Raw genomic sequence first — 21,949 nt, 5'->3', positions numbered from 1 at the left:
GAGCATGTTGAAACCCTCATCGCCCCCTTCCGCCGTGCCGACGCGCCCGGACCTCCGCCGGGGCCTGCCTGACGACTGGCGGGCCGCCTTCGACCCTGCCTGCCTGGAGCGTGCCCGGGCGTACGCTGAGCAGGACCGGGCGACGCTGCTGGAGGTGGACGAACTGAACCTGCGCGCACTCTGCTCCGGCAGTGCCGATCTACCCTACCGGCAGACCATCCGCCTGCAGCCGCAGGGCGACGGCTGGACGTTCCAGTGCAGTTGCAGTTGCCCGGTCGGACGCAACTGCAAGCACGCCGCGGCCGCCCTGCTGACCCTGCAGCGCCAGCTCGATCGCCACGAAGCGCTGCCCAGCGCCAACGCGCCGGAGGAGATCCTTCGCGACGACCTGCAACCGCAGCCGCTGCTCAGCCTGAACAGCCACGTGCGCGTGCATTTCGACGCGCGCAAGGGGCGCATGACCGAGCAGACCCAGCACCGCGCCGCCCTCGCCTTCGAGTACGCCGGACACCTGGCGCACGGACGGCAGAACCGCGACCTGGTAGTGCCGCTCGCCGATCACCGGCAACTGCGCATCCGCCGCCAGCTGGAGGCCGAAGCGGCGCTGCGTCGCGAACTCGGCCAGTACGGTTTCAGCGTCGCCCTGCGGGTCAGCGAAGCGCTGCCGGAAAAGGCCGGCGAGGCCTTCGAGCTGCCCTCCGACGCCGCCTGGCTGAGCTTCGTCCGCGAAGGCCTGCCACGCCTGCGCGAGCAGGGTTGGCGCATCTTGATCCGTCCGGAATTCCTCTTCCACCTCGCCGAAATCGACGCCTGGTATTCGCGCCTGGAAGAAACCCCGGAGCAGAACTGGTTCGATCTGGAGATGGGCGTCGAAGTCGAGGGCCGCCGCGTCAGCCTGCTGCCGGTACTGCTCCATGCGATCCGCCATACGCCCTGGCTGCTCAGCGCCGACACGCTGCACAAGCGCCGTGACGACGAGATGCTGATGGTGCCGCTGCCCGGCGACGGGCGCCGCGTCGCGCTGCCTTTCGCGCGCCTGAAACCGCTGCTCGGCGCGCTCGGCGACCTGTTTTTCCGCGATCCGCCGCTGGAACAGGATCGCCTGCGCCTGGCCAAGCCGGACGCTGCGCGGCTGGCCGGAATGGAAGTCAGCCTCGCCCTGGAATGGCAGGGCGGCGAACGCCTGCGTCGCTTCGCCGAACGCTTGCGCGAGCTGCCGCAGCAGCCGGCCGCCGCGCCCGCGGGACTCAACGCGCAATTGCGCCCGTATCAGGCGCAGGGCCTGGCCTGGATGCAGGCGCTGGGCGAACTGGAAGCCGGCGGCGTGCTGGCCGACGACATGGGCCTGGGCAAAACCCTGCAGACCCTCGCCCACGTGCTGGCGGAAAAACGCGCCGGACGCCTGACCCGCCCGGCGCTGATCGTCATGCCCACCAGCCTGATCCCCAACTGGCAGGACGAAGCCGCGCGTTTTGCCCCGGATCTGCGCGTGCTGGCGCTGCATGGTCCACGTCGGCGCGCGCATTTCGCCAAGCTCGACCAGTACGACCTGCTGCTCACCACCTACGCACTGCTGCCGCGCGACACCAAGGTGCTGGCCGCGCAACCCTTCCATCTGCTGATCCTCGACGAGGCGCAGAACGTCAAGAATGCCCGCAGCAAGGCGGCCCAGGCGGTGCGCGAACTCAACGCCGGGCAGCGCCTGTGCCTGACCGGCACGCCGCTGGAGAACCACCTGGGCGAACTCTGGGCGCTGTTCGACTTCCTCATGCCCGGCTGGCTGGGCAACGAGAAGAGCTTCAACCAGGCCTACCGCGCGCCGATCGAGAAACACGCCGACGCCGCCCGCCTGGCCCAGTTGAACGCCCGCGTGCGCCCGTTCCTGCTGCGCCGCACCAAGGAGCAGGTGGCGCGCGAGCTGCCGCCGAAGACCGAGGTGATCCAGTGGGTCGAGCTCAGCGATGCGCAGCGCGACCGCTACGAGACGCTGCGCCTGGCGATGGATCGCAAGGTCCGCGAGGAGATCGGGCGCCAGGGCCTGGCGCGCAGCCAGATCATCATCCTCGAGGCGCTGCTGCGCCTGCGCCAGGCCTGCTGCGACCTGCGCCTGCTGGAGGGCGAGAAGACGCCCTACAAACCCGAGCACTCGGCCAAGCTGGCAACCCTGCTGGAAATGCTCGAGGCGCTCTTCAGCGAAAACCGGCGGGTGCTGCTGTTCTCCCAGTTCACCGGCATGCTCGGGCTGATCGAGGCCGAATTGCAGCGCCGCAAGGTTCCCTATGCGCTGCTCACCGGCGCGACGCGCGACCGGCGCACGCCGGTGCAGCAGTTCCAGGCCGGCACCCTGCCGATCTTCCTGATCAGCCTCAAGGCCGGCGGCGCCGGGCTCAATCTCACCGCCGCCGACACCGTGATCCATTTCGACCCCTGGTGGAACCCGGCCGCCGAGGCGCAGGCCAGCGATCGCGCCTACCGCATCGGCCAGGACAAGCCGGTGTTCGTCTACAAGCTGATCGCGCGTGGCAGCGTCGAGGAGAAGATCCAGCAGCTGCAGCAGGCCAAGGCCGGCCTGGCCCGCGGCGTGCTGGAGGGTGGGTCGCAGGGCGAATGGAAGATGACCGAGGAAGAAGTGGACCGGTTGCTGGCGCCGCTGGATGCCTGAGGCTGGCACCCCGGGATGGACCTAGCCGTTGGGCAGCAGCTCGTTGGCGGCCTTGGCACTGATCTGATTGAGGCAGCGAATGCCTTGGCCATTGTCGATGGCCAGACCGAAACGAATGCTCTGCACCGTCTGCTCCAGCTTGGACAGGTCGCCCAGCTGTTCGCTGCTCAGCGCACGACGGGCGACCACGCCGCTCTCGTTGGTCAGCGACATGGTGATGCTGCCGTCCATGCGTTCGATGCTGAAACGCACATGGAACTCGTCCTTGAAGGATTCGCTGACGAACTGGAAAGGATTGAGCATGGCCGTACACCTGCGGAACATGAGTGTCCCTGGTGACCTAGCAAGTCCACGGCCAACTCTCCAAACCACCGACAGCCGGTTGAGCAACAGCGCACATTGCGGACAAAGACGCGGCCATTCGATCCCCGAATGCCCTGCCAGGCACCCCGCCGCAAAGCGCCTGAACCGGCGTGCGAACCGGCTCAATCGCGTTCGGAGGCCTCGGGTTCCGCCGCCGGACGCGGGCCTGGCTTGCCCGGCCCGTCGTGCTGCACCGAAGGGAAGCGCGACGAGGCATAACGCACCACCAGAATCGCCACGGCCAGCAGCAGGATCGCACCCGACACGTAGATCACGCTGAGGTCCGGCCGGTTGTGGTGGGAAACGTCCGAGATCAGCAGGCGGGTCAACGCGGTGATCGCCACGTAGATCAGGAAGCGCACCGGCATGTGGTTGGTCTTGAAGTAAATCCCCACCATGGCGCCCAATTCCAGGTAGATGAACAGCAGCAGGATGTCGTCGACGCTGGTGTGCCCCTTCTCCACCATGTCGCAGAACGCCATCACCGCCGCCCAGGCGGTCACCGCGCCAATGGCGAACAGCGCCAGGTAATGGAAGCCCTCCACCAGCAGGTTGCCCAGCGACTCGGCCAGTTCATGCAGGGAATGACGCAGGGACTCGGCCCAATTCAGTTTCACGTTGACGCTCCTTGACTGGCTCGCGGGATTATCCTGTGCACGGCGCATGCAGGAACGGAACCAGCGGCATCGAAGATGCTACGCGATGACCGTGACGTTTTCGCCGCGGCAGTACCAAAGCAGGAAATCGCCGGGCAGGCTTTCCTCGGTGGCGACAGCACCGTACACTGTATATAAATCCAGTAACATCAACCCAAGCTGAAGGCAATCGAGGTGGGGAATGGCCGTCGAAGTGGTGTATCGCAGCAGTCGCGATCAGGAGCGCTTGTTCATGGATAAAGCCGAGGCGGATCGTTACGACAAGATGCTCGAGCTGGCCGAATCCCTCGGCGAGGTGCTGCAGAAGGCCGTGCCTTCGCTCAGCGAACAGCAGGTCGAGGAAGTCGGCATCTTCATGGCGAAGAATCGCGAGGTGTTCGCCCGCGCCTTCAAGAATCAGGCGGACGCCCTGAGCGAAATCGTCCTCGACAGCGCCGGGCAGTAACGGCGCGGCTCACCGGCAGCGCCTGCACCGCACTGCCGGCGCGCCTCGGAAGGCTTGCCCGAAATTTCACCACAAAAGGGCAAAGCCTTGATTTCCGTGGTCTTTCTGGTGCATCGGCCGACCGTCCATCGGTTTCGCCGGAAAACCAGCGAAACGCGCCGCCTTCCGTAGATGCGCTGCGAACTTTATCGGCACCGCCTCGTCCATCTACCTGTGTGAATTAAGCCACCCAGGCAGGTACCGAGATGGAAAGCCCCTTTCAGATGATTTCCGACGTCTTCCAGGCTGACTATTACGTGAACTTCAGCATTGAGCGGCTTGATGGCAGCGTGCTGCTGACGCTGTCCAATGACGACGGCGTGACCGTCAAGCGCTTCATCAGTGCCGATCAGTGGCGCAATCGCGAAAAGCTCGAGCGTTTCATCATGAGCGTGCAGCTCGGCCTGGCCATCGAGAATGGCGAGGCTTCCTCGGCGCTGCTCGCCTCCATGGCGCAAGGCGCTCATTCGACATCCTCGGCCAGCCAAGCCCGCAACTGAATCAGGAATCCTGCGAGCGCCGGTACGCCGGTCATCGCAGGCGGCCTCGCTCGCCCCCACACCCGCCCCTCCCGTTTTCGCCCCGCCTCCACCGCCGGGCCGCTCCTGCTGGACGAAGGTTCGTCGGCCAGCTAAATAACTAGAGCGAGCCAGCCTGGAGGGTCGCCATGAATCCGCGTCAAGCCTGCCTAGCCTGTCTGGAATCGGGCCCCCCCGCCGTTTTCGAGGCGGCGCTCTGGGTTGCCGCCGAACATGACGCCGACGTGCAACCCGCGCAGGTGCTGCGTGAGCTGGCGAGCCTCGAGCAACGCGTGGCCGTGGCACTGCCGCAATTGCCGGCCAGGGAGCTGGCGCAACCGCTGCTGCGCCAGCTGAGCGCGCTGGACTTCCACGAAGACGACGATTCGCCGCTGCGCCCGCAGGCCGCGCTGCTGCACAAGGTGCTGCAGCGTCGCCGCGGCCAGCCGCTGTCGCTGGCGCTGATTGCCCTGGAACTTGCCCGGCGTCTGGATATTCCCCTGCAGGGCGTCAACTTCCCCCGCTACTTCCTGCTTCGCGTGCCCGGCGCCGACCACCTGCTCGACCCCTGCGGCGGGCGCCGCCTGTATACCCGCGACTGCCGCGACCTGCTGGTCCGCCATTTCGGCAACGCGGTCGAATTGAGCGCCGCGCACCTGGCAACCTGCGACGGCCACGGGCTGTTGCGGCGGCTGTCGCGCAACCTGCGGCAATTGCACCAGCAGGCCGACGATCCGCTGGCGGCGCTGAAGGATGCCGAACGGGTCCTGCTGCTCGGGCCGCCGAACGTGGCCGATCACCTGGCACGCGCGGACCTCTACCGCCTGATCGACTGCCCGCAGGGCGAGCGCTACGACCTCGAACGCGCGCTGCTGCTCAGCGAGGACGAGGCCCAGCGGCTGACGGTGAGTCAGCGCCTGCGGCAGATGAACCGCACCACCGCCCTGCACTGAGGGCTATCCCATCAAACCCAGCGCCTTGGCGGTGGCCACCGCCTGGGTGCGGCGGCGCACGCCGAGCTTGACGTTGATCCGCCGCGCGTGGGTCTTCACCGTGTGCAGCGAGATGTAAAGCTGCTGGGCGATGTCCTGATTCGAACAGCCCTGGGCGATCAGCTTCAACACGGTCAGCTCGCGCTGGCTGAGCAGCGCCCCGTCCGCCACCGGCTGTACCTGCGCTTCGCGCTCCAGCGGGTTTAGCAGGCGCTCGTGCAGCGGCTGCGCGCTGGCGCCGGGCAGCAGGCGATCCAGCCAGTGGGCCTGGCGCTGCTGCAACGCCAGCAGCGGTAGCGCCAGGCGCTGACGTGCCGCCATGCCGAGCGCGCGGCGCAGTTCCTCTTCCGCCGCGCTCGCCTGCCCGGCCGCCAGCAGGGCCTCGGCCAGGCTGCAGCGGCATTCGCAGGCCAGGTTCTGCAGGTCGTTCTGCAGGCATTCCTCGAGCAGCGCGCTGAGGTCGTCCACCGCCCGCTGCGGCGATCCGTCGAGCAGTTCGCACAGCGCCAGTTGGCGACGCACGCGGATCACCACGTCGTAGGCGCCGGGCGGCGCCAGCAGGCCGTTGTCCCGGTAGTGCTGCAGAACCGGTTCGAGCGCGGCGCGGGCCTTGCCCACTTCGCCCTGCTGCAACCAGAGCACGCCGAAGCCCAGTTGCAGCACGCAGCGATAACGGATCGCGGGTACGTGCCGCCATTGCATCAGTCGCTCGGCCTCGGCGAGCCAGCGGAAGGCTTCGGCATGCTGATCGGTATAGGCGGCCAGCTCGGCGAGGCCGAGGTAGCCGAAGAAGGTGTAGGCATCGCCGCTGCCCAGCGCCGCGTCCAGCCCCACCTGAAACGCCTCGCGCGCCTGCCTGGAAAGCCCCTGGACCGCCAGCAGATGAGCCCGCAGCAGCCACAGCCGCGCCGGCACCGGACCGGTCGGCGTGTCGCCCAGCGCATCGAGCGCCTGCTCCAGGAGTTCCAGCGCGCGATCGGTTTCCCCGCGCATTTCCAGCAGGTGCACGCGGTCGACGGTCAGCAGGCCTTCGTAGAGCACGCTGGCGTGTAGCCGGGCCAGTTTGATGCCTTCGTCGCCGTAGTGCTCGCCTTCATCCAGATGGCCCTCGGCCAGCGCCTGCTGGCTGAGGATCTGGTAGCACAACACGCGCTGCGACCAGGCTCGTTCGGGCAGTTCGGCGAGCGCTTCGAGGCACCATTGGCGAGCCTCCGGCTGGCCGCGCTGACGCGCCAGGGCGCCGCTGATGGCTTGCCAGTGGGCGAGCAGTTCGCGCTGGCGGCGCGCGTCAGGCTGCGGCAGGAAGTGCGCCAGATCGGCCAGGCACGCCTCCACCTCGTCGAGCCGCGCACAGATCATCAGCGCCCACGCCTGCAGCGCGATCAACCGGCTGGTGCTGGAAAACAGCGTGTGCGGCAGTTCGTTGCGCCATTGCAGGAACAGCGAGACGTTCTGCCCGATCAGCAGTTGCTCCTGGCCGAAGCGCTGCAGGTAATTGGCCGCGACCTCCATCTGCCCGGCGAGCAGCGCCTGCTCCACCGCTTCGCGAATCTCGCCGTGGCTGGCGAACCACTGGCAGGCGCGCACATGCACCGAGTTGGGCGGCAGCGGGCTCGGCAGCCGGCGCAGCACCAGCGCCAGCGGTCGCCACAGGCGGAACCAGTCGCCGCAGCTGTCCAGCGCGCGGATGAACAGTTGGCGTTGACGCAACGTGGCAAGCCGCTCGGCTCCGCCGTCGAGCACGTGCTCGCAGAGTTCGGCGCAGAAGCGCGGCAGCAGGGTCAGGGCGAACAGGGCCTCGCGCAATTCGTCGTTCAGGTCGGCCAGCACGTCCTGCACGATGTAGTCGCGCAACAGCGGCGTGCCATTCACCAGCCGCTGCTCCAGGGCCTGCTCATCGGCGTCGAGCAACAGCAGGCGCACGCCGGCGAGCCAGCCCTCGCTCACGTCGTGCAGACGCTCCAGGCTCTGCGCGCCGAGGGTCGGTGCCTGCAGGTCGAGCAGGCACTGAAGTTCATCGCGGGTCAGCGCCAGCGCCTGTGCGCCGAGCATCAGCAAGTCGCCCTGCAGTTGCAGCCTCGGCAGGTTCCAGGCGGGCCGCCGGCGGCTGCTGACCCACCAGCAGAGCGATGCCGGGCCGCGCTCGAACAACTGGTCCAGGCAGGCATCCAGTTCCGCCGCCTCTTCGCGCGGGTAATCGTCGAGGACCAGCCACAGCGGCTGCGCCTGCCGCTGCAACAGGTCGAGCAGCGCCTCCAGCACCGGCCCCTCGGCCGCCTCGTCGGCCAGCGCCGTGCTCAACCGCTCCAGCAGCGCGGCGGGGCTCAGCGCGCGGCCGGCGAGGTCAAGCCAGACCAGCCGGGTGTCGCGCGGCAAATGGCGCGCGCACTCGTTGAGCAGCACGCTCTTGCCGAACCCGGCGGGCGCGCAGAGCAGACGCAGGCGGCATTCGCTGGCGAGCAGAGGCTGGGTGAGTCGCGTGCGCGGCAGATGCAGGGGCGGAAGACGGGGCAATGCGGGCGCTTTCGGCGCGACCGGCAGGCTGTCCCTTATAGCGTGGGTAAGCATGACGTCGGCTCTCTTGTTGTGATTGTGGAACCTTGCCCGATAGTAGTGCCTGCTCAGCCGGCGAGGCGATACGCGGTCGTAAAAAAGGCGGCCGTGATGGCCGCCTATCAGCAGGACTGTTGTTGCCCGGTTGGGCACGCGGCGAGGCGCGTCTCAGCGAACGCCGGCGTTGCGCAGTGCGGCCGGGGTGAAGTCGTTGGCCGACGCCTTGGTGCCGTAGCGGATCGCGCTCTTCTCCTCGTTGTTCATGCCGATCGACAGGTAGCGGCCGGCGATGATGTCGTAGAGCGATTCGAAGGCGTACACCGGCACCTGCTTGTCGTACTGCTGGTACATCTGCGCCTCGCCGACGCGCCACAGCTGGCCACGACCGTCGTACAGCTCGGAGGCGGCGATCTGCCAGGAGTCCTCGTCGAGGTAGAAGCGGCGCTTGGCGTAGATGTTGCGCTCGCCGCTCTTCAGCGTGGCTTCCACCACCCAGACGCGGTGCAGCTCGTAGCGCGCCAGGTCCTGGTTGATGTGGCCGGCCTTGAGGATGTCGGCGTACTTCAGCTCGGGCGAGGCCAGGCGGTAGTTGTTGTAGGGAATGTACATCTCCTGCTTGCCGATCAGTTTCCAGTCGTAACGGTTCGGCGCGCCGTTGAACATGTCGAAGTTGTCCGAGGTACGCAGGCCGTCGGCGGCGGTGCCCGGACCGTCGTAGGACACCTGCGGCGCGCGGCGCACGCGGCGCTGGCCGGCGTTGTAGATCCACGCCATGCGCGGCTCCTTCACCTGGTCAAGCGAGTCGTGCACCAGCAGCACGTTACCGGCCAGACGCGCCGGCGCGGTCACCCGCTGCTTGAAGAACAGCAACGCGTTGGCGGCCTTGGCCGGATCGAGGTCGGGCATGTTGTCCGGCATCGCCACTTCGTCCTCGAACTGCACGAGGGTGAAGCTGCCGTTGGTTTGCGGCGTGGCCTGGACGATGGTGCGCTGCAGGTTGCCGCCGCGGTAACGGGTGATGTGGTTCCAGATCGCTTCCAGGCCGTTCTGCGGGATCGGGAAGGCGTAGTAGCGGCTTTCGGTGAAGTTGGTCAGACCGTTGCCGCCCTCGACCAGCCCGGTCTTCTGCGCGCTGAGCTTGGCCGCGGCGTAGATCGCATCCGGCACGGCCGCGCTGCGGTGGGTGGTGTAGACCATCATCTTGTAGGTTTCGGGGTAGCGCTTGAACATCGCCAGCTGGCCGGCGCTGAGCTTGTCCTTGTACTGCTCGGCGTTCTGCGCGGTGATGGTGAACAGCGCCTTCTCGCCGGCGTAGGGATCGCCGACGAAGCCGTTATTGCTGATCGGCGCGGCATTGGTCGGCAGGCCGCCGGTCCACTCCGGAATGCTGCCGTCGGCGTTGCCCGCCTTTTCCCCGCCCAGCGGGGTCAGGCTGGTGCCGAGCTTGGCGACCTGGTCGGGGGCGACTGCCGCCATCACGCTGCCGGCGAGCAGCGAGAGGGCAAGCGCGCCGAGGATTTTTCTTGTTGTATGCATCAGGGTTTCCTCACTTGCTGAAGGCCGCTTAGAAGTTCACGCCGAAGCTGAGCGCAACGAAGTCGCGATCGGTGAGCGTGTTGTAGTCGCCGCCGAAGAAGTTGGTGTACGAGAGGCTGGTGGTGTAGGTGTTCTGGTAGTCGGCATCGATACCGAAGCTCACCGCCTTGGCGCCTTCGTTGAACGCGCCGTTCGGGCCGTAGCCGTCGACGTCGTGCGACCAGGACACGTTGGGCCGCAGGTTCACGCCGGCGAACACGTTGTTGTAGTCCCAGATGCCGCGCAGGCGATAACCCCAGGAATTGCTGGTGACGAAGCCGTGGGTGCCGTAGGCCGCCCGTTGCGTCGCATCGTCCGGGGTGCCGTAGATCGAATCGCGGCCGTAGCGAAGCTCGCTGGTGCTCTCCAGGTTGCCGACGTGGGTGAAGCCCACTTCGCCGACCAGGGTGAAGCGCTCGGCGCCCATCACCTGATCGAAGAAGTGCGTCAGGGTGGTCTGGATCTGGGTGATTTCCTTGCGGTTGTAGCCGCGGTTCTCGGCGCCCGCCGCGCTCGCCACCGGTGAGGTGCCCGGCGCGATCGGGTTGAGCAGCGCGCGGGTCAGGTCGGTGGTGTTGATCTGCACCGGCGCATTCGGCCGGTAGCTGATCTCGCCGGACCAGGCGGTGCCGGTGGGCAGCGTGGTGGAGAAGCTCATCCCGTAGAGGCGGATATCCTCGGGGTAGGACAGCGAGTAACTGCCGTTACCAAGCAACACGCTCTGGGCGAGACCTGCCGCCGTCGGCGAGTAGCGCGGATCGGTGAAGCAACTGGCCGGCCCCCCGAACGCGCCGCAGACCTGCCCGAGGATGCCGCTCAGCGGCCCCGCCAGCGGGTTGGCGTTACCCAGCGCGGCGAGCGTCGCGGCGCCGGCCGTGCCGGTGTTCAGCACCGGCGTGCGGCTGTGGTAGTTCATGAAGTAGAAGCCGTATTCCGTGGCATCGCCGAGCCAGCGCAGCGCCAGGCCGAACTGCCCGGAGTCACGGGCGTCGCGGTCCGGCCCACGCGGCACGATCACACCCTCGTTGGTAACGCCGAAGCCCTGGCCGAACGCCGCGGCGGCCGGCTGGAACGGCGCGATGGCGCCGCTGGCGACGTTGTAGTTGTTGACGCAACCGTCCTGGACCACGTCGGAGCCGAAGAAGGTGCCGCAGTTGTCGACCACCGTCTGGTCCCATTCCAGCTGGTAGAAACCCTCCATGCTGAGGCGGTCGTTGACGGTCTGCGAGAGGTACAGCATGTTCACCGGGATCAGGCCTTCCTTGATCTCCGCGCCCGGGCGGCGGAAGGCGGAGACGTCCAGCGGGTTGATCGAGTTGATGCTGTTCTGGATGAAGGTGCTTTCACCCCAGCTCACCACCTGCTTGCCAACGCGGACGGTTCCGGGCAGGTCGCCGATGCTGTAGTTCTGGTAGACGAAGGCATCGAGGATCTGCGCACCGGAGGACTTCGCACCTTCCTTGCGGTTGGAGTCGCTGATGTCCTTGAACGGCCGGCTTTCGTCCTTCAGCTCGAAGTCGTACCAGTACTTGCCGCGCACGAAGACACCGGTGTCGCGGTACTTCAGCTCCAGATCGTGGATGCCCTTGAAGATCTTCGAGAAGGTCTCGCCGCGCTTGAAGTTGAGACGGTTATCGTCACCGGTCTGGGTGTAGCCGGTACCGCCGTTGTTGATCCCGATGAGGTCGCGATCGGGCTTGGCGGTGGACCAGCTGGCCCCCACCGACAGCGAGGAGTCGAGCTGACCCTCGACTTCACCGATGTTGAAATTGACGGCCCCTGCGGGGGCGGAAATTCCCATGGCGACGGCCAGAGCCAATAGCGTGGGCTGGACCTTTGCATGCCGTGTTGTTGTTGTCATTCGGCGCTCCTTGTTGGCGGATAGAACTGGCGCCAACCCTACTCACGCACCGACGCCCGGTTAAGCGCACCAAGGACGGATTTGGACTGTCGCCCGAAAGTATGAATGCCTGCACCAGGCCTGCGCCGGAGCCGCCATTCAGGCGCTGAATGGGGCCAGCCAAGAGCGACGGCGTGCCGAGCGTAACCAAAGCGCCCGACGGGCATCGGCGAAGGTGTTCCGCAGGCGCTGGATGGGTCGTTTCAGCGGAAAGGAACGCCACGCGACAGGGCGCGAGGCGGGAAAGGCAGGCGGATGGTGTCTTGGGCAGCGCGACCTAGAAGCGCCCGTGGCGGCCGTCGCCGGCGCTGAAGCGCTTCGCGCCCTGCTCCGTCTCGCCGCTCTCGAGTACCGCCATGCCGCCAGCGAACTCGTTGGCCAGGGCTTCGGCGAACGGCAGGTCCCATTGCGCATGGACGCTGGCGCGGTCGGCCAGCAGGCAGGTGGGCGGGAACGCGGCGATCTCGGCGGCCAGCGCTTCGGCCGCGGCCCGTGCGCGGCCGGCGGCGACCACGCGACTGACCAGGCCGATCTGCAGGGCCTCATCGGCATGCACGGGGCGGCCGGTGAGGATCAAGTCCAGCGCGCGACCCTGGCCGATCAGCCGCGGCAGGCGCACGCTGCCGCCGTCGATCAGCGGGACGCCGAAGCGCCGGCAGAACACCCCGAGCACCGCATCCGCCGCCATCACCCGCAGGTCGGCGAGCAGCGCCAGCTCGAGCCCGCCAGCCACCGCGTGGCCTTCGATGGCGGCGATCAGCGGCTTGCGCAGCTGCATCCGGCTCGGCCCCATCGGGCCGTCGCCCTGCGCCTGCAGGCGGTTGCGGCGTTCGCCGCCTTCGGCCACGGCGTGCAGGTCGGCGCCGGCACAGAAGGTCCCGCCGCTGCCGGTGAGGACCGCGACGCGTGCCTGCGGGTCTTCCTCGAACTCACGCAGCGCGGCGCTCAGCGCGTCGGCTGTGGCACGGTCGACCGCGTTGCGCGCCTGCGGCCGGTCGAGGGTGATGACGGTTATCGCGTCCAGCCGTTCGACGATCACGCCCATGCAGAACTCCACCGAGGTGAGCGGCGCGACCGGTCAACGTCCTGCCGTCGCGAACCGCGGAAGAAGCCGCAACCTGCCGTCGTCAGACCACGTATTTCTGCAGGTTGGCCATCATTTCCTTGAGCGCTTCCATGTTGTCCTTGGGATGCGCGGCGTTGTCGAAGTCGACGATCTGCTGCCAGTGCGCCGCCACGTCCTCCGGCGAAAAGCCGGCGCGCGGGTCGAAGCCGGCGCCCAGGCTGCGCTCCCAGCGCACCTTGCCCATCCAGCCGCCGCCGACCTCGAACAGCCCGGAGGTGTCCTGGCACTGCTCGCTGCCGAGGTAGACCACCAGCGGGCTGACCAGCTCGGGCTTGAGCTGCTCGAAGACCTGCGGCGGGATCAGCCCTTCGGTCATCCGCGTACCGCCGGTGGGGGCGATGGCGTTGACCAGGATGTTGTTCTTGCGGCCCTCGATGGCGAGCGTGCGGGTCAGCCCGTAGAGACCGAGCTTGGCCATGCCGTAGTTGCTCTGCCCGAAGTTGCCGTAGATGCCCGAGGTGGACGCGGTGAAGATCACCCGGCCGTAGTTCTGCTCGCGCAGGTGCGGCCAGGCGGCGCGGGTCACCTTGTAGGCGCCTTCGACGTGGACCTTGTAGACCAGGTCCCAGTCGGCGTCTTCCATCTTGTGGAAGGTCTTGTCGCGCAGGATGCCGGCGTTGTTCACCACCACGTCGATGCGACCGAAGCTGTCCAGCGCGGCCTGCACGATCTTCTCACCATCGGTCACCGAGTCATGGCTGGCGACCGCGGTGCCGCCCGCCTCGCGGATTTCCGCTACCACCTTGTCCGCCGCCGAAGCGTTGGCGCCCTCGCCATGGGTGCTTCCGCCCAGGTCGTTCACCACTACCCGCGCGCCGTGTTTGGCGAACAGCAATGCGTGGGCGCGACCGAGGCCACCGCCCGCGCCAGTGACGATCACGACCTTGTCTTCGAAACGCACGGCTTGGCTCATGGGAAACTCCTTGGCAGGTTGAGATGCCCGAAGTGTCCAACAGACAGGAAACGGTCACAACCGAGACGATGCACCTGAATGATGGTCGATAACGTCGCGGGATGGCCCAGGAACCGGCGAACGAGGTCGCCGGCCCTGGCAGGTTCAGACCGCTTCGGCGTGCTGCGGCGCTTCCGCTGGCGCCAGCCCGTCGCGGAACGCCAGGTAATGCGCCAGCACCTGCTCCGGCGCCTCGACCTGCGGGTAGTGGCCGATGCCGTCGAGCAGCACGCAGTCCGGTTGCGGGATCAGCTCGCGGTAGCGCGCCACCATGTGCGCGCCGGAGATCGGGTCGACGGCGCCATCGATCACCCGCAGCGGCACGTCGCTGCGCTGCATCGCCGTCACCCAGCGCTCGCGCTGCTCGCGACGTTCCGGCATGTAGCGAATCAGCCGGTGCATCACCGCGGCGCCCCCGTTCTTCGCGATCAGTTGCCAGAACGCATCCAGCTCGGCCTCGCTCGGCTGGGTCTGCGGACCGAACACCTTGGCGAAGTTGGCCGCCAGGGTGCGCCGGGTGAACAGCCGGTCGACGAGGAAGCCGGCCGGGCTGAGCAGGAGCTTCTGCAGCAGCACCGGGTGATGGGTTTCGGGAAACAGCCCGCCGTTGAGGAACACGCAGCTGGCCAGCCGCACGCGCCCTTCCTGATGCCGCGCGAGCAGCTCCTGGGCGACGCTGTCGCCGTAGTCGTGGGCCAGCACGTGCAGCGGACGGTCGATGGCCAGGTGCTTGATCAATGCCTGCTGTATGTCGGCCTGCTCCAGCAGGCTGTAAGGGTGGTGGCGCGGCTTGGCCGAGTCGCCGAAGCCGAGCATGTCGCAGGCGATCACCCGGTAGCGCTGCGCCAGCGGTGCCCACAGGCGATGCCAGTCCCAGCTGGCGGTGGGGAACCCGTGGATCAGCAGCAGCGGCTCCGCGTCTACCGGGCCAGCCGCCCAGTGACGGATTTCATGGCGATGGAACAGCAGCGTTCGGCCCTGGGCGCGCCAGTCGTCCAGGCCGATGCCGACGGCGGCCATCAGGCGGCGTAGCCGGGATTGTGCAGGTCGAGCTTGCGCAGCAGCGCCGGCCAGGGCAACGCGCCGCCCATGCCCTGCGGGCTGCGCATCACCCCGGCGATCATCGCCCGGGCGCCGTCGAGAACCTGCTGCGGAATGTGGATGAGTTCGGCACCGCCGCTCTGCGCCATGACCTGGATTTCGCACGCGCGCTGCAGGGTGAACATGCCGAGGAAGGCGTCGGCGATGCTGCCGAAGGCGGTCAACAGGCCGTGGTTGGGCAGGATCATGAAGTTCTTGTCGCCGAGGTCGGCCTGCAGGCGCGACTTCTCGTCGTGGTTCAGCGCCACGCCTTCGTAGCCGTGATAGGCCAGGCTGGCGAGGACGAACAGCGATTGCTGCGACAGCGGCAGCAGGCCCTGCTTCTGCGCGGAAACGGCGATGCCGGCGGCGGTGTGGATGTGCAGCACGCAGCCGACGTCGTGACGGACTTCGTGCACCGCGCTGTGGATGGTGTAGCCGGCCGGGTTGAGGTCGTAGGGGCTGTCCATCAGCTTGTTGCCGGCCAGGTCGACCTTCACCAGGCTCGACGCGGTGATCTCGTGGAACATAAGCCCGTACGGGTTGATCAGGAAGTCGTCGGTGCCCGGCACCTTGGCCGAGATGTGGGTGAAGATCAGGTCGTCCCAGCCGTACATCGCGATCAGCCGGTAACAGGCGGCCAGGTCGATACGCGTCTGCCATTCAGCGGCGGAAACCTGGTTCTTCACTTCGGAGGGGTGCAGCAATTGGGCTACGGACACGACGATCACCTCGGCATTTATTGTTGTGGGTGTGCCGAGAGTCTAGCGGCGCTTCGGCGCACGGCCAGTGGCCCTGGAAGCCAGTTTTGCGTCCGTCGCCGTTTCGCCGGCGACTGACCAAAGCGGCGCCAACCGCGACGGTTGGCGATGAAAACCAGGGCCGCTCGCGGCCCGGCGGCTCAGATCAGGTGGGAGATCAACGGCGCGGCGAACAGGTTGAGCAGGCCCATCAGCACCATCACCAGGCCGGCCACGGTGCCCTCCTCGCTGCCGACTTCCTGGGCGCGGGCGACGCCGGCACCGTGCGCGCCGACGCCGAACAGCGCGCCGCGGGCCAGCGCGCTGCGCAGCGGCAGCCACTTCAGCAGCAGGCCACCGACCAGCGCGCCGAACACGCCGGTCAGCATCACGAAGATCGCCGTCAGTTCCGGCACGCCGCCCAGGCCGGTGGCGATCGGCATGGCGAACGGCGTGGTGATCGAGCGCGGCACCAGCGACAGGCTGACGGGGCTCTCCAGCGCCAGCGCATTGGCCAGCCACCAGGAGCTGAGGATGGCCACGGTGCTGCCGGCGAGCATGCCCAGCGACAGCGCGGGCCAGTGCCGTACCAGCAGCGCGCGCTGCTGCCAGATCGGCACGGCGAAGGCCACGGTGGCCGGGCCGAGCAACAGCACGAGCAGGTGCGTGTTGCTGGAGTATTCGGCGTAGGCGGTGTGCAGCGGGATCGCCACCGCCAGCAGCAGCGCCGGTACAAACAGCAGTGGCGACAGCAGGTAGCGGCCGCTGCGCCGGTACAGCCAGCGGCTGAGCAGGTAGGCCGCCAGTGTCAGGACGAACCAGAACAGCGGCATCGGCTCAAGATTCATGGCGCAGACTCCAGCGGCACACCGCCTCCACCGTCAGCGCCGTGGCCAGCATCACCAGCAGCGTGCTGCAGGCGATCACCGCGAGGATGCGCAGGCCTTCGCTGCGCAGCAGTGCGCCGTAGTCGAGCATGCTCATCAGCGCCGGAATGAAGAACAGCAGCATCTCCGCCATCAGCACGCCGGCACCCAGTTGCAGCGCGGCGGGCTTGATCCAGCCCGTGGCGAACGCCGCCAGCAGAAGGCCGAGACCGATCACCCCGCCCGGGATGGGCCAGTGCAGCCAGAGCGCGAGCTGGGAACCGAACAGATAGAGACCGAGCAGCACCAGCAACTCGGAGAGCAGACGGGACAGATGGGTAACACGGGCGCGGGTCACGGCGGATTCCTCAACAGTTGGAAGAAAGTCTACGGCGCGCGGTACCATCGAAAAAACGAATTGTTCGAATCACAGGTATTCCAGAATGGAATTCAGACAGCTGCGCAGCTTTGCCGAAGTCGTTCGTCAGGGCGGCTTTACCCAGGCGGCACGCACGCTCAACGCCAGCCAGTCGGCGATCAGCAAACAGGTGGCGCAACTGGAGCAGCGCCTGGGCGTGCAACTTTTGCAGCGCCAGGGACCGCAGCTGCGCCTCACGGACGCCGGCGAAATCGTGCTGCGCCGCGTCGAGGAACTGCTGCGGGTACGCAAGGAATTGCTCAGCGAACTCGACGACCTCAGCCATCTGGCGCGCGGCGAGCTGAACCTCGGCCTGCCGATGCTCGGCAGCGACGCGCTGTTCGCCGGGCCCTTCGCCGAGTATCGGCGGCGCTACCCGAACATCGCCGTGCACCTCACCGAGGACGGCAGCAAGAGCATCGAGCAATTGGTGAGCAGCGGCGAACTGGAGATCGGCGCCGGGATGCTCTCCGACGACCCGGTATTCGAGAGCCAGCTGTTCTGCAACGAGCCGCTGGACATCCTGCTGCCCACCGACCATCCGCTGGCGGGCGAAGGCAGCCTGGAACTGGCGCAATTGGCCGACACGCCGTTCCTGCTCTACCAGCGCAGCTTCACCCTCAACGACCGCCTGCTGCAGGCCTGCCTGCAGGCCGGCTTCAACCCGCGCGAAGGAGGCCGCAGCGGCCAGGCCGACTTCCTCGCCGCACTGGTCGCCGCCGGCCAGGGCACGGTGCTGCTGCCGCGCATCGTCGCCCGCGGGCTGATGCGCCCGGGCGTGGTGCGCCTGACGCTGCGCGACAACGACCTGCGCTGGAACATCGGCTTCATCTGGCGCCGCGACGCCTACCTGTCGCATGCTGCGCAGGCGTGGCTGGCCCTGCTGCGCGAGTATCCGTCACCGTCAGACTAGCTCGGGGAACTCGCCGGCCAGGCGCGGCCATTCGCGCTGCGCCTGCGGGTCATCGGCGAGCAGGCGAAAACCCTCGAAGCGAAACTCCGGCGCGACGGTGCAGCCGACCAGCGTGTAGCGCCCGAGCGCACGCGCCGCCTGCCAGGCATGCGCCGGCACCGCCGCCTGCGGCAACTGGTCGACGGCGAGCGGGCCGAGGCGCTGGCTACGCAGCTCGTCGGGCGATTCGGCGATCAGCAGCTCCAGCGCGCCGCCTTCATGGAAATGCCAGATCTCGTCGGCGTCCACGCGATGCCAGCGGCTGGCCTGCCCTTCCAGCAGCAGGAAGACGATGCTGCTGCAGGCCGCGCGCTCGCCATGGCGCTGTGCCGAGGCGAACATCCGCCGGTAGTAGCCGCCCTCCGGATGCGCCTGCAGGCCCAGCGTGTCGATCAGTTCCTGCGCGCGCGGATGCACCTCAGGCGCCCAGGGCGACGATGAATTCGCCCAGCCAGGGCTCGGCGTCGGTTTCCGGCGTCACCGTTTCGCTGGCGTCCAGGCGCAGCATCGGCAGCACCTCGCGCACGCCCAGCTCGGCGAACAGCTCGCGCAGCTGCTCCCCGCCGGCGCAGAAACTGTCGCCGTAGGCCGAGTCGCCCAGGCCGATCACCGCTCCCGGCAGGCCACGCCAGGACGCTGGAAGCTGGTCGCGGATGGCGTGGAAAAGCGGCTGCAGCGTCTCCGGCAATTCGCCGACGCCGGTGGTCGAGGTCACCGCGAGGATGGCGTCGGCGGGGAATTCCAGCAGCTCGCCCAGTTCGGCGCGCGGCTTGTGCAAGGTCTGCAGGCCGGCGTCGCGCAGCAGCTGCCCGGCATGCCGGGCGACTTCCTCGGCGGTACCGAAGACCGAGCCGGAGAGAATCAGGACGTTCATACGAGGGTTCCAGAACCAGTCGGAGGGCGGATTATGCAATAACTGTATGAGCGGGCCCGATCATTTAGAATCGCGCTTCTACCCTGCGGAGCCCGGAATGATCAGTCCCAAACTGCTGCAATTGGTCATCGACGCGTCCAACGACGGCATCGTGGTGGCCGAACGCGAAGGCGACGACAACATCCTCATCTATGCCAACCCGGCTTTCGAACGGCTCACCGGCTATCGCGCCGAAGACGTTTTGTACCAGGATTGCCGCTTCCTCCAGGGCGACGACCGCGAGCAGCCCGCGATTCGGGCGATCCGCGCCGCGCTGCAGGACAACCGACCCAGCCGGGAGATCGTGCGCAATTACCGCAAGGACGGCAGCCTGTTCTGGAATGAGCTGTCCATCACGCCGGTGCACAACGAGGCCGACCAGCTGACCTACCTGATCGGCATCCAGAAGGACGTCACCGAATTCGTCGAGGCCTGCGAACGGGTGAAGGCGCTGGAAAGCGAAGTAGCCGCGTTGAAGGCTGCGCTCGGAAAAGCGACGGAAGGCTGAACCCCCGCAGCTCGCAAGGGTCGAACATGGGTTGCCCCTCGAGTCGGGAGCCCACCGATGCAAGACGATCCGCTGCTTACCGCCGACGAGCTGGCCTATATCCGCAGCCTCCTCAACGAGGGCGAGGGCGCGCGGCTCAATGCGTCCAACTTCCTGATCGACAGCAGCCCGCAAACCCAGGCGCTGCTGGCGGCGCTCGGCTCACGCGCACAACTGTCGCTCGAGGCGCAGATCGGCCATCAACGCCTGACCTTTCCGCTGCAGCTCGTGGAAGACGAGTCCCAGACGCTGCACCTGAAGCTGGAAGCCCCGCGCATCTTCGAACAGGGCCCGGTCGACCGACCGTGGCGCCTGCACCTGAACAAGCCCGTGGCGCTGCTCGACGAACGCGGCGAGGCCAGCGACCTGCGGGTCCACGAACTGTCGCCGAACGGCCTGTTGCTGGAAGTCAACGACGTCGCCCCGGCGCGCTTCGAACTTTCACTGCCGCTCCCCGGTGCGAAACCGATTCCGCTGCGTGGCCGGCTGGTGCGCAAGGTGGGACAGGGACTGTGTGCCTACCGCCTGCTGCACGAGAACGAGCGCACGCTGCGGCGCCTGCACACGTTCATCTTCCAGCAGCATCGTCTGCAGCACCCGCAGCTGCACGCCAAGGCACGCAGCGCCGCCGACGCCTGACGATCAGGTATCGAGGCGCTCGTCGAGAAAGCGCAGCAGGCGCTTGTGCATCTCGCGCCCCTCGCTGCCGAGGCAGCCTATCGGGGTGCCCGCCAGTTGAGCCTCGGCGAAATCCGCCGCGGCGCCCGCTAGCAACAGCGGGCAGTCGAGCATCAGCGCCAGCTTCGACAGCTGCCGCGGCAAGCCGGCGTCACGCGGCTGGTGTGAAAGCACCACCACGGCGTTGGGCTGGAGCTTCTCGCCAATCAGCAGCAGCTCGTTCAGCGGTACGCCGAACCCCGGCAGGCTGATCGACACGTCCGGCCCGCCGAGCAACACGCCGGCCACCAGCAGTTCCAGCTCCCGGCAATGCCCGGGCACCGCCACCAGCAGCACGCGCGCGGCGTCATCGCTGCGGGTCAGCTGCAGGCGCAGCAACGCGCGCCCACGCAGGAAGCCGTCGAGAAACAGCCATTCGCTGGTCTTGCCGAACTCGCCCTGATGCACCAGCAGCTCCTCCCAGACGGGCATGAGCACGTCCTGGAACAGCGCCGCCAGCGGGTAGCTGGAAAACAGCAGGCCGTAGAGCCGTTCAAGCCCCTGCTCGTCGAAGGTCGCGACGGCGCGCCTGATCCGCGCCTGCCATTCCGCCCATTCGCCGCCGACCGCCGCGCGCTCGGCGACCACGCTTTTCGGCACGCTCTCGCCACGCGCCAGCACGGTGCCCACCTTGCTCACCGCGACGCCGCGTTCGAGCCAGCCGAGAATGCTGTGCACACGGTCGATGTCCGCCTGCGAGTACAAGCGGTGGCCGCTGTCGGTGCGGGTCGGTTCGATCAGGCCGTAGCGTCGTTCCCAGGCACGCAGGGTGACCGGGTTGACGCCGGTCAGCCGCGAAACCTCGCGGATCGGGAACAGCTCCTGGCGTTTCAACGCCTCGGAGGCAAGGGAAGCTGCATGGGAGAACTGAGTCATGGCGCCGCCAACTCGCGAAGATGTCGCACAGTGTAACGCGCGAGGGAAACGCTCGGCAGCATCCGACCCGGCAGGACACCGGCCCATTTGGCGACAACCGACCAGAAGACGCGCCCTACTGGTGCGAACTTGGCGCGCAGCTGCGACCTGGGTGGGCATTTTCCGCGATTGACGGGGAGCGAGGCTTTTCCTAGCGCAGGCAAAGCGATAGCTAAAGACCGGCCCACCGCCGCGTCGAAAAAGCCCGGTTCACGCGCCGTACACGGCTCTTTTCCACGCCAGGCACGGCCATGCATGTAGCGCTGTGACGCCGCCATGAGGAATAATCCTTGCTTGTCATTTCAGGCAGCCCACCACCCCGGCGCTGCGTGATGCGAAACGTCCTACCCGGACCGCTCGCCCCATCGATGGAGATACACAATGTCTGCCGAACCCGTCACCCTCATGGTGGCGCGCCGTGTCGCCCATGGCCGCTATCAGGATTTCATGACCTGGCTCCGCGAAGGCGAACAGCTCGCCGCGGACTTCGCCGGTTACCTCGGCTCCGGCGTCCTCGCCCCGCCCGCCCACGACAACGAATTCCAGATCGTCTTCCGCTTCGCCGACGCCGCGACCATGGCCGCCTGGGAACATTCGGCGTCGCGCAGCGCCTGGCTAGAACGCGGCCAGGGCCTGTTCGCCCAGCCACACGAACGTCGCGCCCAAGGCCTCGACGCCTGGTTCGGCAGCGCCGACAAACGCCCGCCACGCTGGAAGCAGAGCGTTGCCGTATGGCTGGCGTTCTTCCCGGTTTCGCTGGCCTTCAACCTGCTGTTCGGCGACGCGCTGGTCGCACTGCCGCTGGTGCAACGGGTACTGCTCAGCACCCTGGTGCTGACGCCGGTGATGGTTTGCCTGTTCATCCCGCTCTCCACCCGCCTGCTGGCGCCCTGGCTGGAAGGCAGGCGCCCGCGCGAGCGCGTGGCACGCACCGGCAAGCCGGCGTTCGACGCGAAGTAGGCCGCGCGCCGCCGCCCGCGGCCCGCGGCCCCCCGCCGCCCCGGGGGGCGGGGGGGGGGG

The 21,949-nt window shown here is 67.5% G+C and carries 22 protein-coding genes; 8 read left to right on the top strand and 14 right to left on the bottom strand.

Annotation, left to right across the window (positions count from 1 at the left end; all coding sequences use genetic code 11):
* Positions 1-4: 4 nt before the first annotated feature.
* Complete coding sequence (locus tag QMX85_RS19685) at positions 5-2,662, top strand: SNF2-related protein (protein WP_282343731.1); 2,658 nt, start codon at positions 5-7, stop codon at positions 2,660-2,662.
* 21 nt (positions 2,663-2,683) lie between these two features.
* On the opposite strand, the gene QMX85_RS19680 is transcribed toward QMX85_RS19685, so the two are convergent.
* Both QMX85_RS19680 and QMX85_RS19675 read right to left on the bottom strand, forming a co-directional pair.
* Positions 2,684-2,965 carry a DUF3509 domain-containing protein gene (locus QMX85_RS19680; protein WP_282343729.1) on the bottom strand — a complete coding sequence of 94 codons (282 nt, stop codon included), beginning with the start codon at positions 2,963-2,965 and terminating at the stop codon, positions 2,684-2,686.
* Between the two features lie 182 nt (positions 2,966-3,147).
* Complete coding sequence (locus tag QMX85_RS19675; protein WP_282343727.1) at positions 3,148-3,642, bottom strand: phosphate-starvation-inducible protein PsiE; 495 nt, start codon at positions 3,640-3,642, stop codon at positions 3,148-3,150.
* 220 nt (positions 3,643-3,862) lie between these two features.
* On the opposite strand from QMX85_RS19675, the gene QMX85_RS19670 reads away from it, so the two are divergent.
* The 3 genes from QMX85_RS19670 (at position 3,863) to QMX85_RS19660 (ending at position 5,636) form a co-directional block, all read left to right on the top strand.
* Entirely contained in the window at positions 3,863-4,126 is a 264-nt protein-coding gene (locus tag QMX85_RS19670) for a YebG family protein (protein ID WP_282343726.1), read from the top strand.
* Positions 4,127-4,371: 245 nt separating this feature from the next.
* Complete coding sequence (locus QMX85_RS19665; RefSeq protein ID WP_282343724.1) at positions 4,372-4,665, top strand: DUF3509 domain-containing protein; 294 nt, start codon at positions 4,372-4,374, stop codon at positions 4,663-4,665.
* Between the two features lie 167 nt (positions 4,666-4,832).
* Positions 4,833-5,636, top strand: coding sequence for a transglutaminase family protein (locus tag QMX85_RS19660; protein ID WP_282343722.1), 804 nt, complete (start codon positions 4,833-4,835; stop codon positions 5,634-5,636).
* A 3-nt stretch (positions 5,637-5,639) separates the two neighbouring features.
* Here QMX85_RS19660 and QMX85_RS19655 read toward each other — a convergent pair whose 3' ends face one another.
* The 9 genes from QMX85_RS19655 to QMX85_RS19615 all read right to left on the bottom strand — a co-directional run bounded on the left by QMX85_RS19655 (position 5,640) and on the right by QMX85_RS19615 (position 16,825).
* Positions 5,640-8,243: a LuxR C-terminal-related transcriptional regulator gene (locus QMX85_RS19655; RefSeq protein WP_282343720.1), complete on the bottom strand. Its 2,604-nt coding sequence runs from the start codon at positions 8,241-8,243 to the stop codon at positions 5,640-5,642.
* A gap of 153 nt (positions 8,244-8,396) precedes the next feature.
* A complete protein-coding gene (locus tag QMX85_RS19650; protein WP_282343718.1) occupies positions 8,397-9,764 on the bottom strand; it encodes a DUF1329 domain-containing protein in 1,368 nt (455 codons plus the stop codon).
* 28 nt (positions 9,765-9,792) lie between these two features.
* Positions 9,793-11,664 carry a DUF1302 domain-containing protein gene (locus tag QMX85_RS19645; RefSeq protein ID WP_282343716.1) on the bottom strand — a complete coding sequence of 624 codons (1,872 nt, stop codon included), beginning with the start codon at positions 11,662-11,664 and terminating at the stop codon, positions 9,793-9,795.
* Between the two features lie 316 nt (positions 11,665-11,980).
* Positions 11,981-12,748, bottom strand: coding sequence for a crotonase/enoyl-CoA hydratase family protein (locus QMX85_RS19640; RefSeq protein ID WP_282343714.1), 768 nt, complete (start codon positions 12,746-12,748; stop codon positions 11,981-11,983).
* 82 nt (positions 12,749-12,830) lie between these two features.
* Positions 12,831-13,742, bottom strand: coding sequence for an SDR family oxidoreductase (locus QMX85_RS19635; RefSeq protein WP_282343713.1), 912 nt, complete (start codon positions 13,740-13,742; stop codon positions 12,831-12,833).
* Positions 13,743-13,886: 144 nt separating this feature from the next.
* Positions 13,887-14,801 (bottom strand): alpha/beta fold hydrolase, encoded by a 915-nt coding sequence (locus QMX85_RS19630; protein ID WP_282343711.1) that lies wholly within the window; start codon positions 14,799-14,801, stop codon positions 13,887-13,889.
* Positions 14,801-15,568, bottom strand: coding sequence for a class II aldolase/adducin family protein (locus QMX85_RS19625; protein ID WP_175534336.1), 768 nt, complete (start codon positions 15,566-15,568; stop codon positions 14,801-14,803). Before QMX85_RS19625 ends, QMX85_RS19630 begins: the two co-directional genes overlap by 1 nt.
* 194 nt (positions 15,569-15,762) lie before the next feature.
* Positions 15,763-16,449: an LrgB family protein gene (locus QMX85_RS19620; protein ID WP_282343709.1), complete on the bottom strand. Its 687-nt coding sequence runs from the start codon at positions 16,447-16,449 to the stop codon at positions 15,763-15,765.
* Positions 16,439-16,825 (bottom strand): CidA/LrgA family protein, encoded by a 387-nt coding sequence (locus QMX85_RS19615; protein ID WP_245728152.1) that lies wholly within the window; start codon positions 16,823-16,825, stop codon positions 16,439-16,441. Before QMX85_RS19615 ends, QMX85_RS19620 begins: the two co-directional genes overlap by 11 nt.
* 85 nt (positions 16,826-16,910) lie before the next feature.
* On the opposite strand from QMX85_RS19615, the gene QMX85_RS19610 reads away from it, so the two are divergent.
* A complete protein-coding gene (locus QMX85_RS19610; protein ID WP_282343705.1) occupies positions 16,911-17,798 on the top strand; it encodes a LysR family transcriptional regulator in 888 nt (295 codons plus the stop codon).
* Here QMX85_RS19610 and QMX85_RS19605 read toward each other — a convergent pair.
* Both QMX85_RS19605 and QMX85_RS19600 read right to left on the bottom strand, forming a co-directional pair.
* Positions 17,790-18,254 (bottom strand): cupin domain-containing protein, encoded by a 465-nt coding sequence (locus tag QMX85_RS19605; RefSeq protein ID WP_282343703.1) that lies wholly within the window; start codon positions 18,252-18,254, stop codon positions 17,790-17,792. The two genes, QMX85_RS19610 and QMX85_RS19605, sit on opposite strands and share 9 nt — an antisense overlap.
* A gap of 1 nt (position 18,255) precedes the next feature.
* Positions 18,256-18,711: a flavodoxin gene (locus QMX85_RS19600; RefSeq protein ID WP_090226913.1), complete on the bottom strand. Its 456-nt coding sequence runs from the start codon at positions 18,709-18,711 to the stop codon at positions 18,256-18,258.
* A gap of 97 nt (positions 18,712-18,808) precedes the next feature.
* On the opposite strand from QMX85_RS19600, the gene QMX85_RS19595 reads away from it, so the two are divergent.
* Both QMX85_RS19595 and QMX85_RS19590 read left to right on the top strand, forming a co-directional pair.
* Complete coding sequence (locus tag QMX85_RS19595; RefSeq protein ID WP_282343700.1) at positions 18,809-19,258, top strand: PAS domain-containing protein; 450 nt, start codon at positions 18,809-18,811, stop codon at positions 19,256-19,258.
* Positions 19,259-19,315: 57 nt separating this feature from the next.
* Entirely contained in the window at positions 19,316-19,936 is a 621-nt protein-coding gene (locus QMX85_RS19590; protein ID WP_282343698.1) for a hypothetical protein, read from the top strand.
* Positions 19,937-19,939: 3 nt separating this feature from the next.
* On the opposite strand, the gene QMX85_RS19585 is transcribed toward QMX85_RS19590, so the two are convergent.
* Complete coding sequence (locus QMX85_RS19585) at positions 19,940-20,890, bottom strand: MerR family transcriptional regulator (protein WP_282343696.1); 951 nt, start codon at positions 20,888-20,890, stop codon at positions 19,940-19,942.
* A 420-nt stretch (positions 20,891-21,310) separates the two neighbouring features.
* Between QMX85_RS19585 and QMX85_RS19580 the strand changes: the two genes are divergently transcribed.
* Positions 21,311-21,889 carry an antibiotic biosynthesis monooxygenase gene (locus tag QMX85_RS19580; RefSeq protein WP_282343694.1) on the top strand — a complete coding sequence of 193 codons (579 nt, stop codon included), beginning with the start codon at positions 21,311-21,313 and terminating at the stop codon, positions 21,887-21,889.
* The last annotated feature ends 60 nt before the right edge of the window (positions 21,890-21,949 follow it).

It is taken from the genome of Pseudomonas sp. PS02288 (genome assembly GCF_029959715.1).
Classification (GTDB): domain Bacteria; phylum Pseudomonadota; class Gammaproteobacteria; order Pseudomonadales; family Pseudomonadaceae; genus Pseudomonas_O; species Pseudomonas_O kuykendallii.
Note: the sequence above shows the minus strand (reverse complement) of the source record. Positions and strands in the feature narration are given on the sequence as shown.

Coding starts and splice junctions, on each gene's coding strand:
- QMX85_RS19665 (WP_282343724.1), top strand. CDS start 4,372: ATGGAAAGCCCCTTTCAGATGATTTCCGACGTCTTCCAGGCTGACTAT.
- QMX85_RS19645 (WP_282343716.1), bottom strand. CDS start 11,664: ATGACAACAACAACACGGCATGCAAAGGTCCAGCCCACGCTATTGGCT.
- QMX85_RS19640 (WP_282343714.1), bottom strand. CDS start 12,748: ATGGGCGTGATCGTCGAACGGCTGGACGCGATAACCGTCATCACCCTC.
- QMX85_RS19650 (WP_282343718.1), bottom strand. CDS start 9,764: ATGCATACAACAAGAAAAATCCTCGGCGCGCTTGCCCTCTCGCTGCTC.
- QMX85_RS19680 (WP_282343729.1), bottom strand. CDS start 2,965: ATGCTCAATCCTTTCCAGTTCGTCAGCGAATCCTTCAAGGACGAGTTC.
- QMX85_RS19635 (WP_282343713.1), bottom strand. CDS start 13,742: ATGAGCCAAGCCGTGCGTTTCGAAGACAAGGTCGTGATCGTCACTGGC.
- QMX85_RS19590 (WP_282343698.1), top strand. CDS start 19,316: ATGCAAGACGATCCGCTGCTTACCGCCGACGAGCTGGCCTATATCCGC.
- QMX85_RS19670 (WP_282343726.1), top strand. CDS start 3,863: ATGGCCGTCGAAGTGGTGTATCGCAGCAGTCGCGATCAGGAGCGCTTG.
- QMX85_RS19580 (WP_282343694.1), top strand. CDS start 21,311: ATGTCTGCCGAACCCGTCACCCTCATGGTGGCGCGCCGTGTCGCCCAT.
- QMX85_RS19660 (WP_282343722.1), top strand. CDS start 4,833: ATGAATCCGCGTCAAGCCTGCCTAGCCTGTCTGGAATCGGGCCCCCCC.
- QMX85_RS19595 (WP_282343700.1), top strand. CDS start 18,809: ATGATCAGTCCCAAACTGCTGCAATTGGTCATCGACGCGTCCAACGAC.
- QMX85_RS19620 (WP_282343709.1), bottom strand. CDS start 16,449: ATGAATCTTGAGCCGATGCCGCTGTTCTGGTTCGTCCTGACACTGGCG.
- QMX85_RS19585 (WP_282343696.1), bottom strand. CDS start 20,890: ATGACTCAGTTCTCCCATGCAGCTTCCCTTGCCTCCGAGGCGTTGAAA.
- QMX85_RS19685 (WP_282343731.1), top strand. CDS start 5: ATGTTGAAACCCTCATCGCCCCCTTCCGCCGTGCCGACGCGCCCGGAC.
- QMX85_RS19600 (WP_090226913.1), bottom strand. CDS start 18,711: ATGAACGTCCTGATTCTCTCCGGCTCGGTCTTCGGTACCGCCGAGGAA.
- QMX85_RS19630 (WP_282343711.1), bottom strand. CDS start 14,801: ATGGCCGCCGTCGGCATCGGCCTGGACGACTGGCGCGCCCAGGGCCGA.
- QMX85_RS19610 (WP_282343705.1), top strand. CDS start 16,911: ATGGAATTCAGACAGCTGCGCAGCTTTGCCGAAGTCGTTCGTCAGGGC.
- QMX85_RS19655 (WP_282343720.1), bottom strand. CDS start 8,243: ATGCTTACCCACGCTATAAGGGACAGCCTGCCGGTCGCGCCGAAAGCG.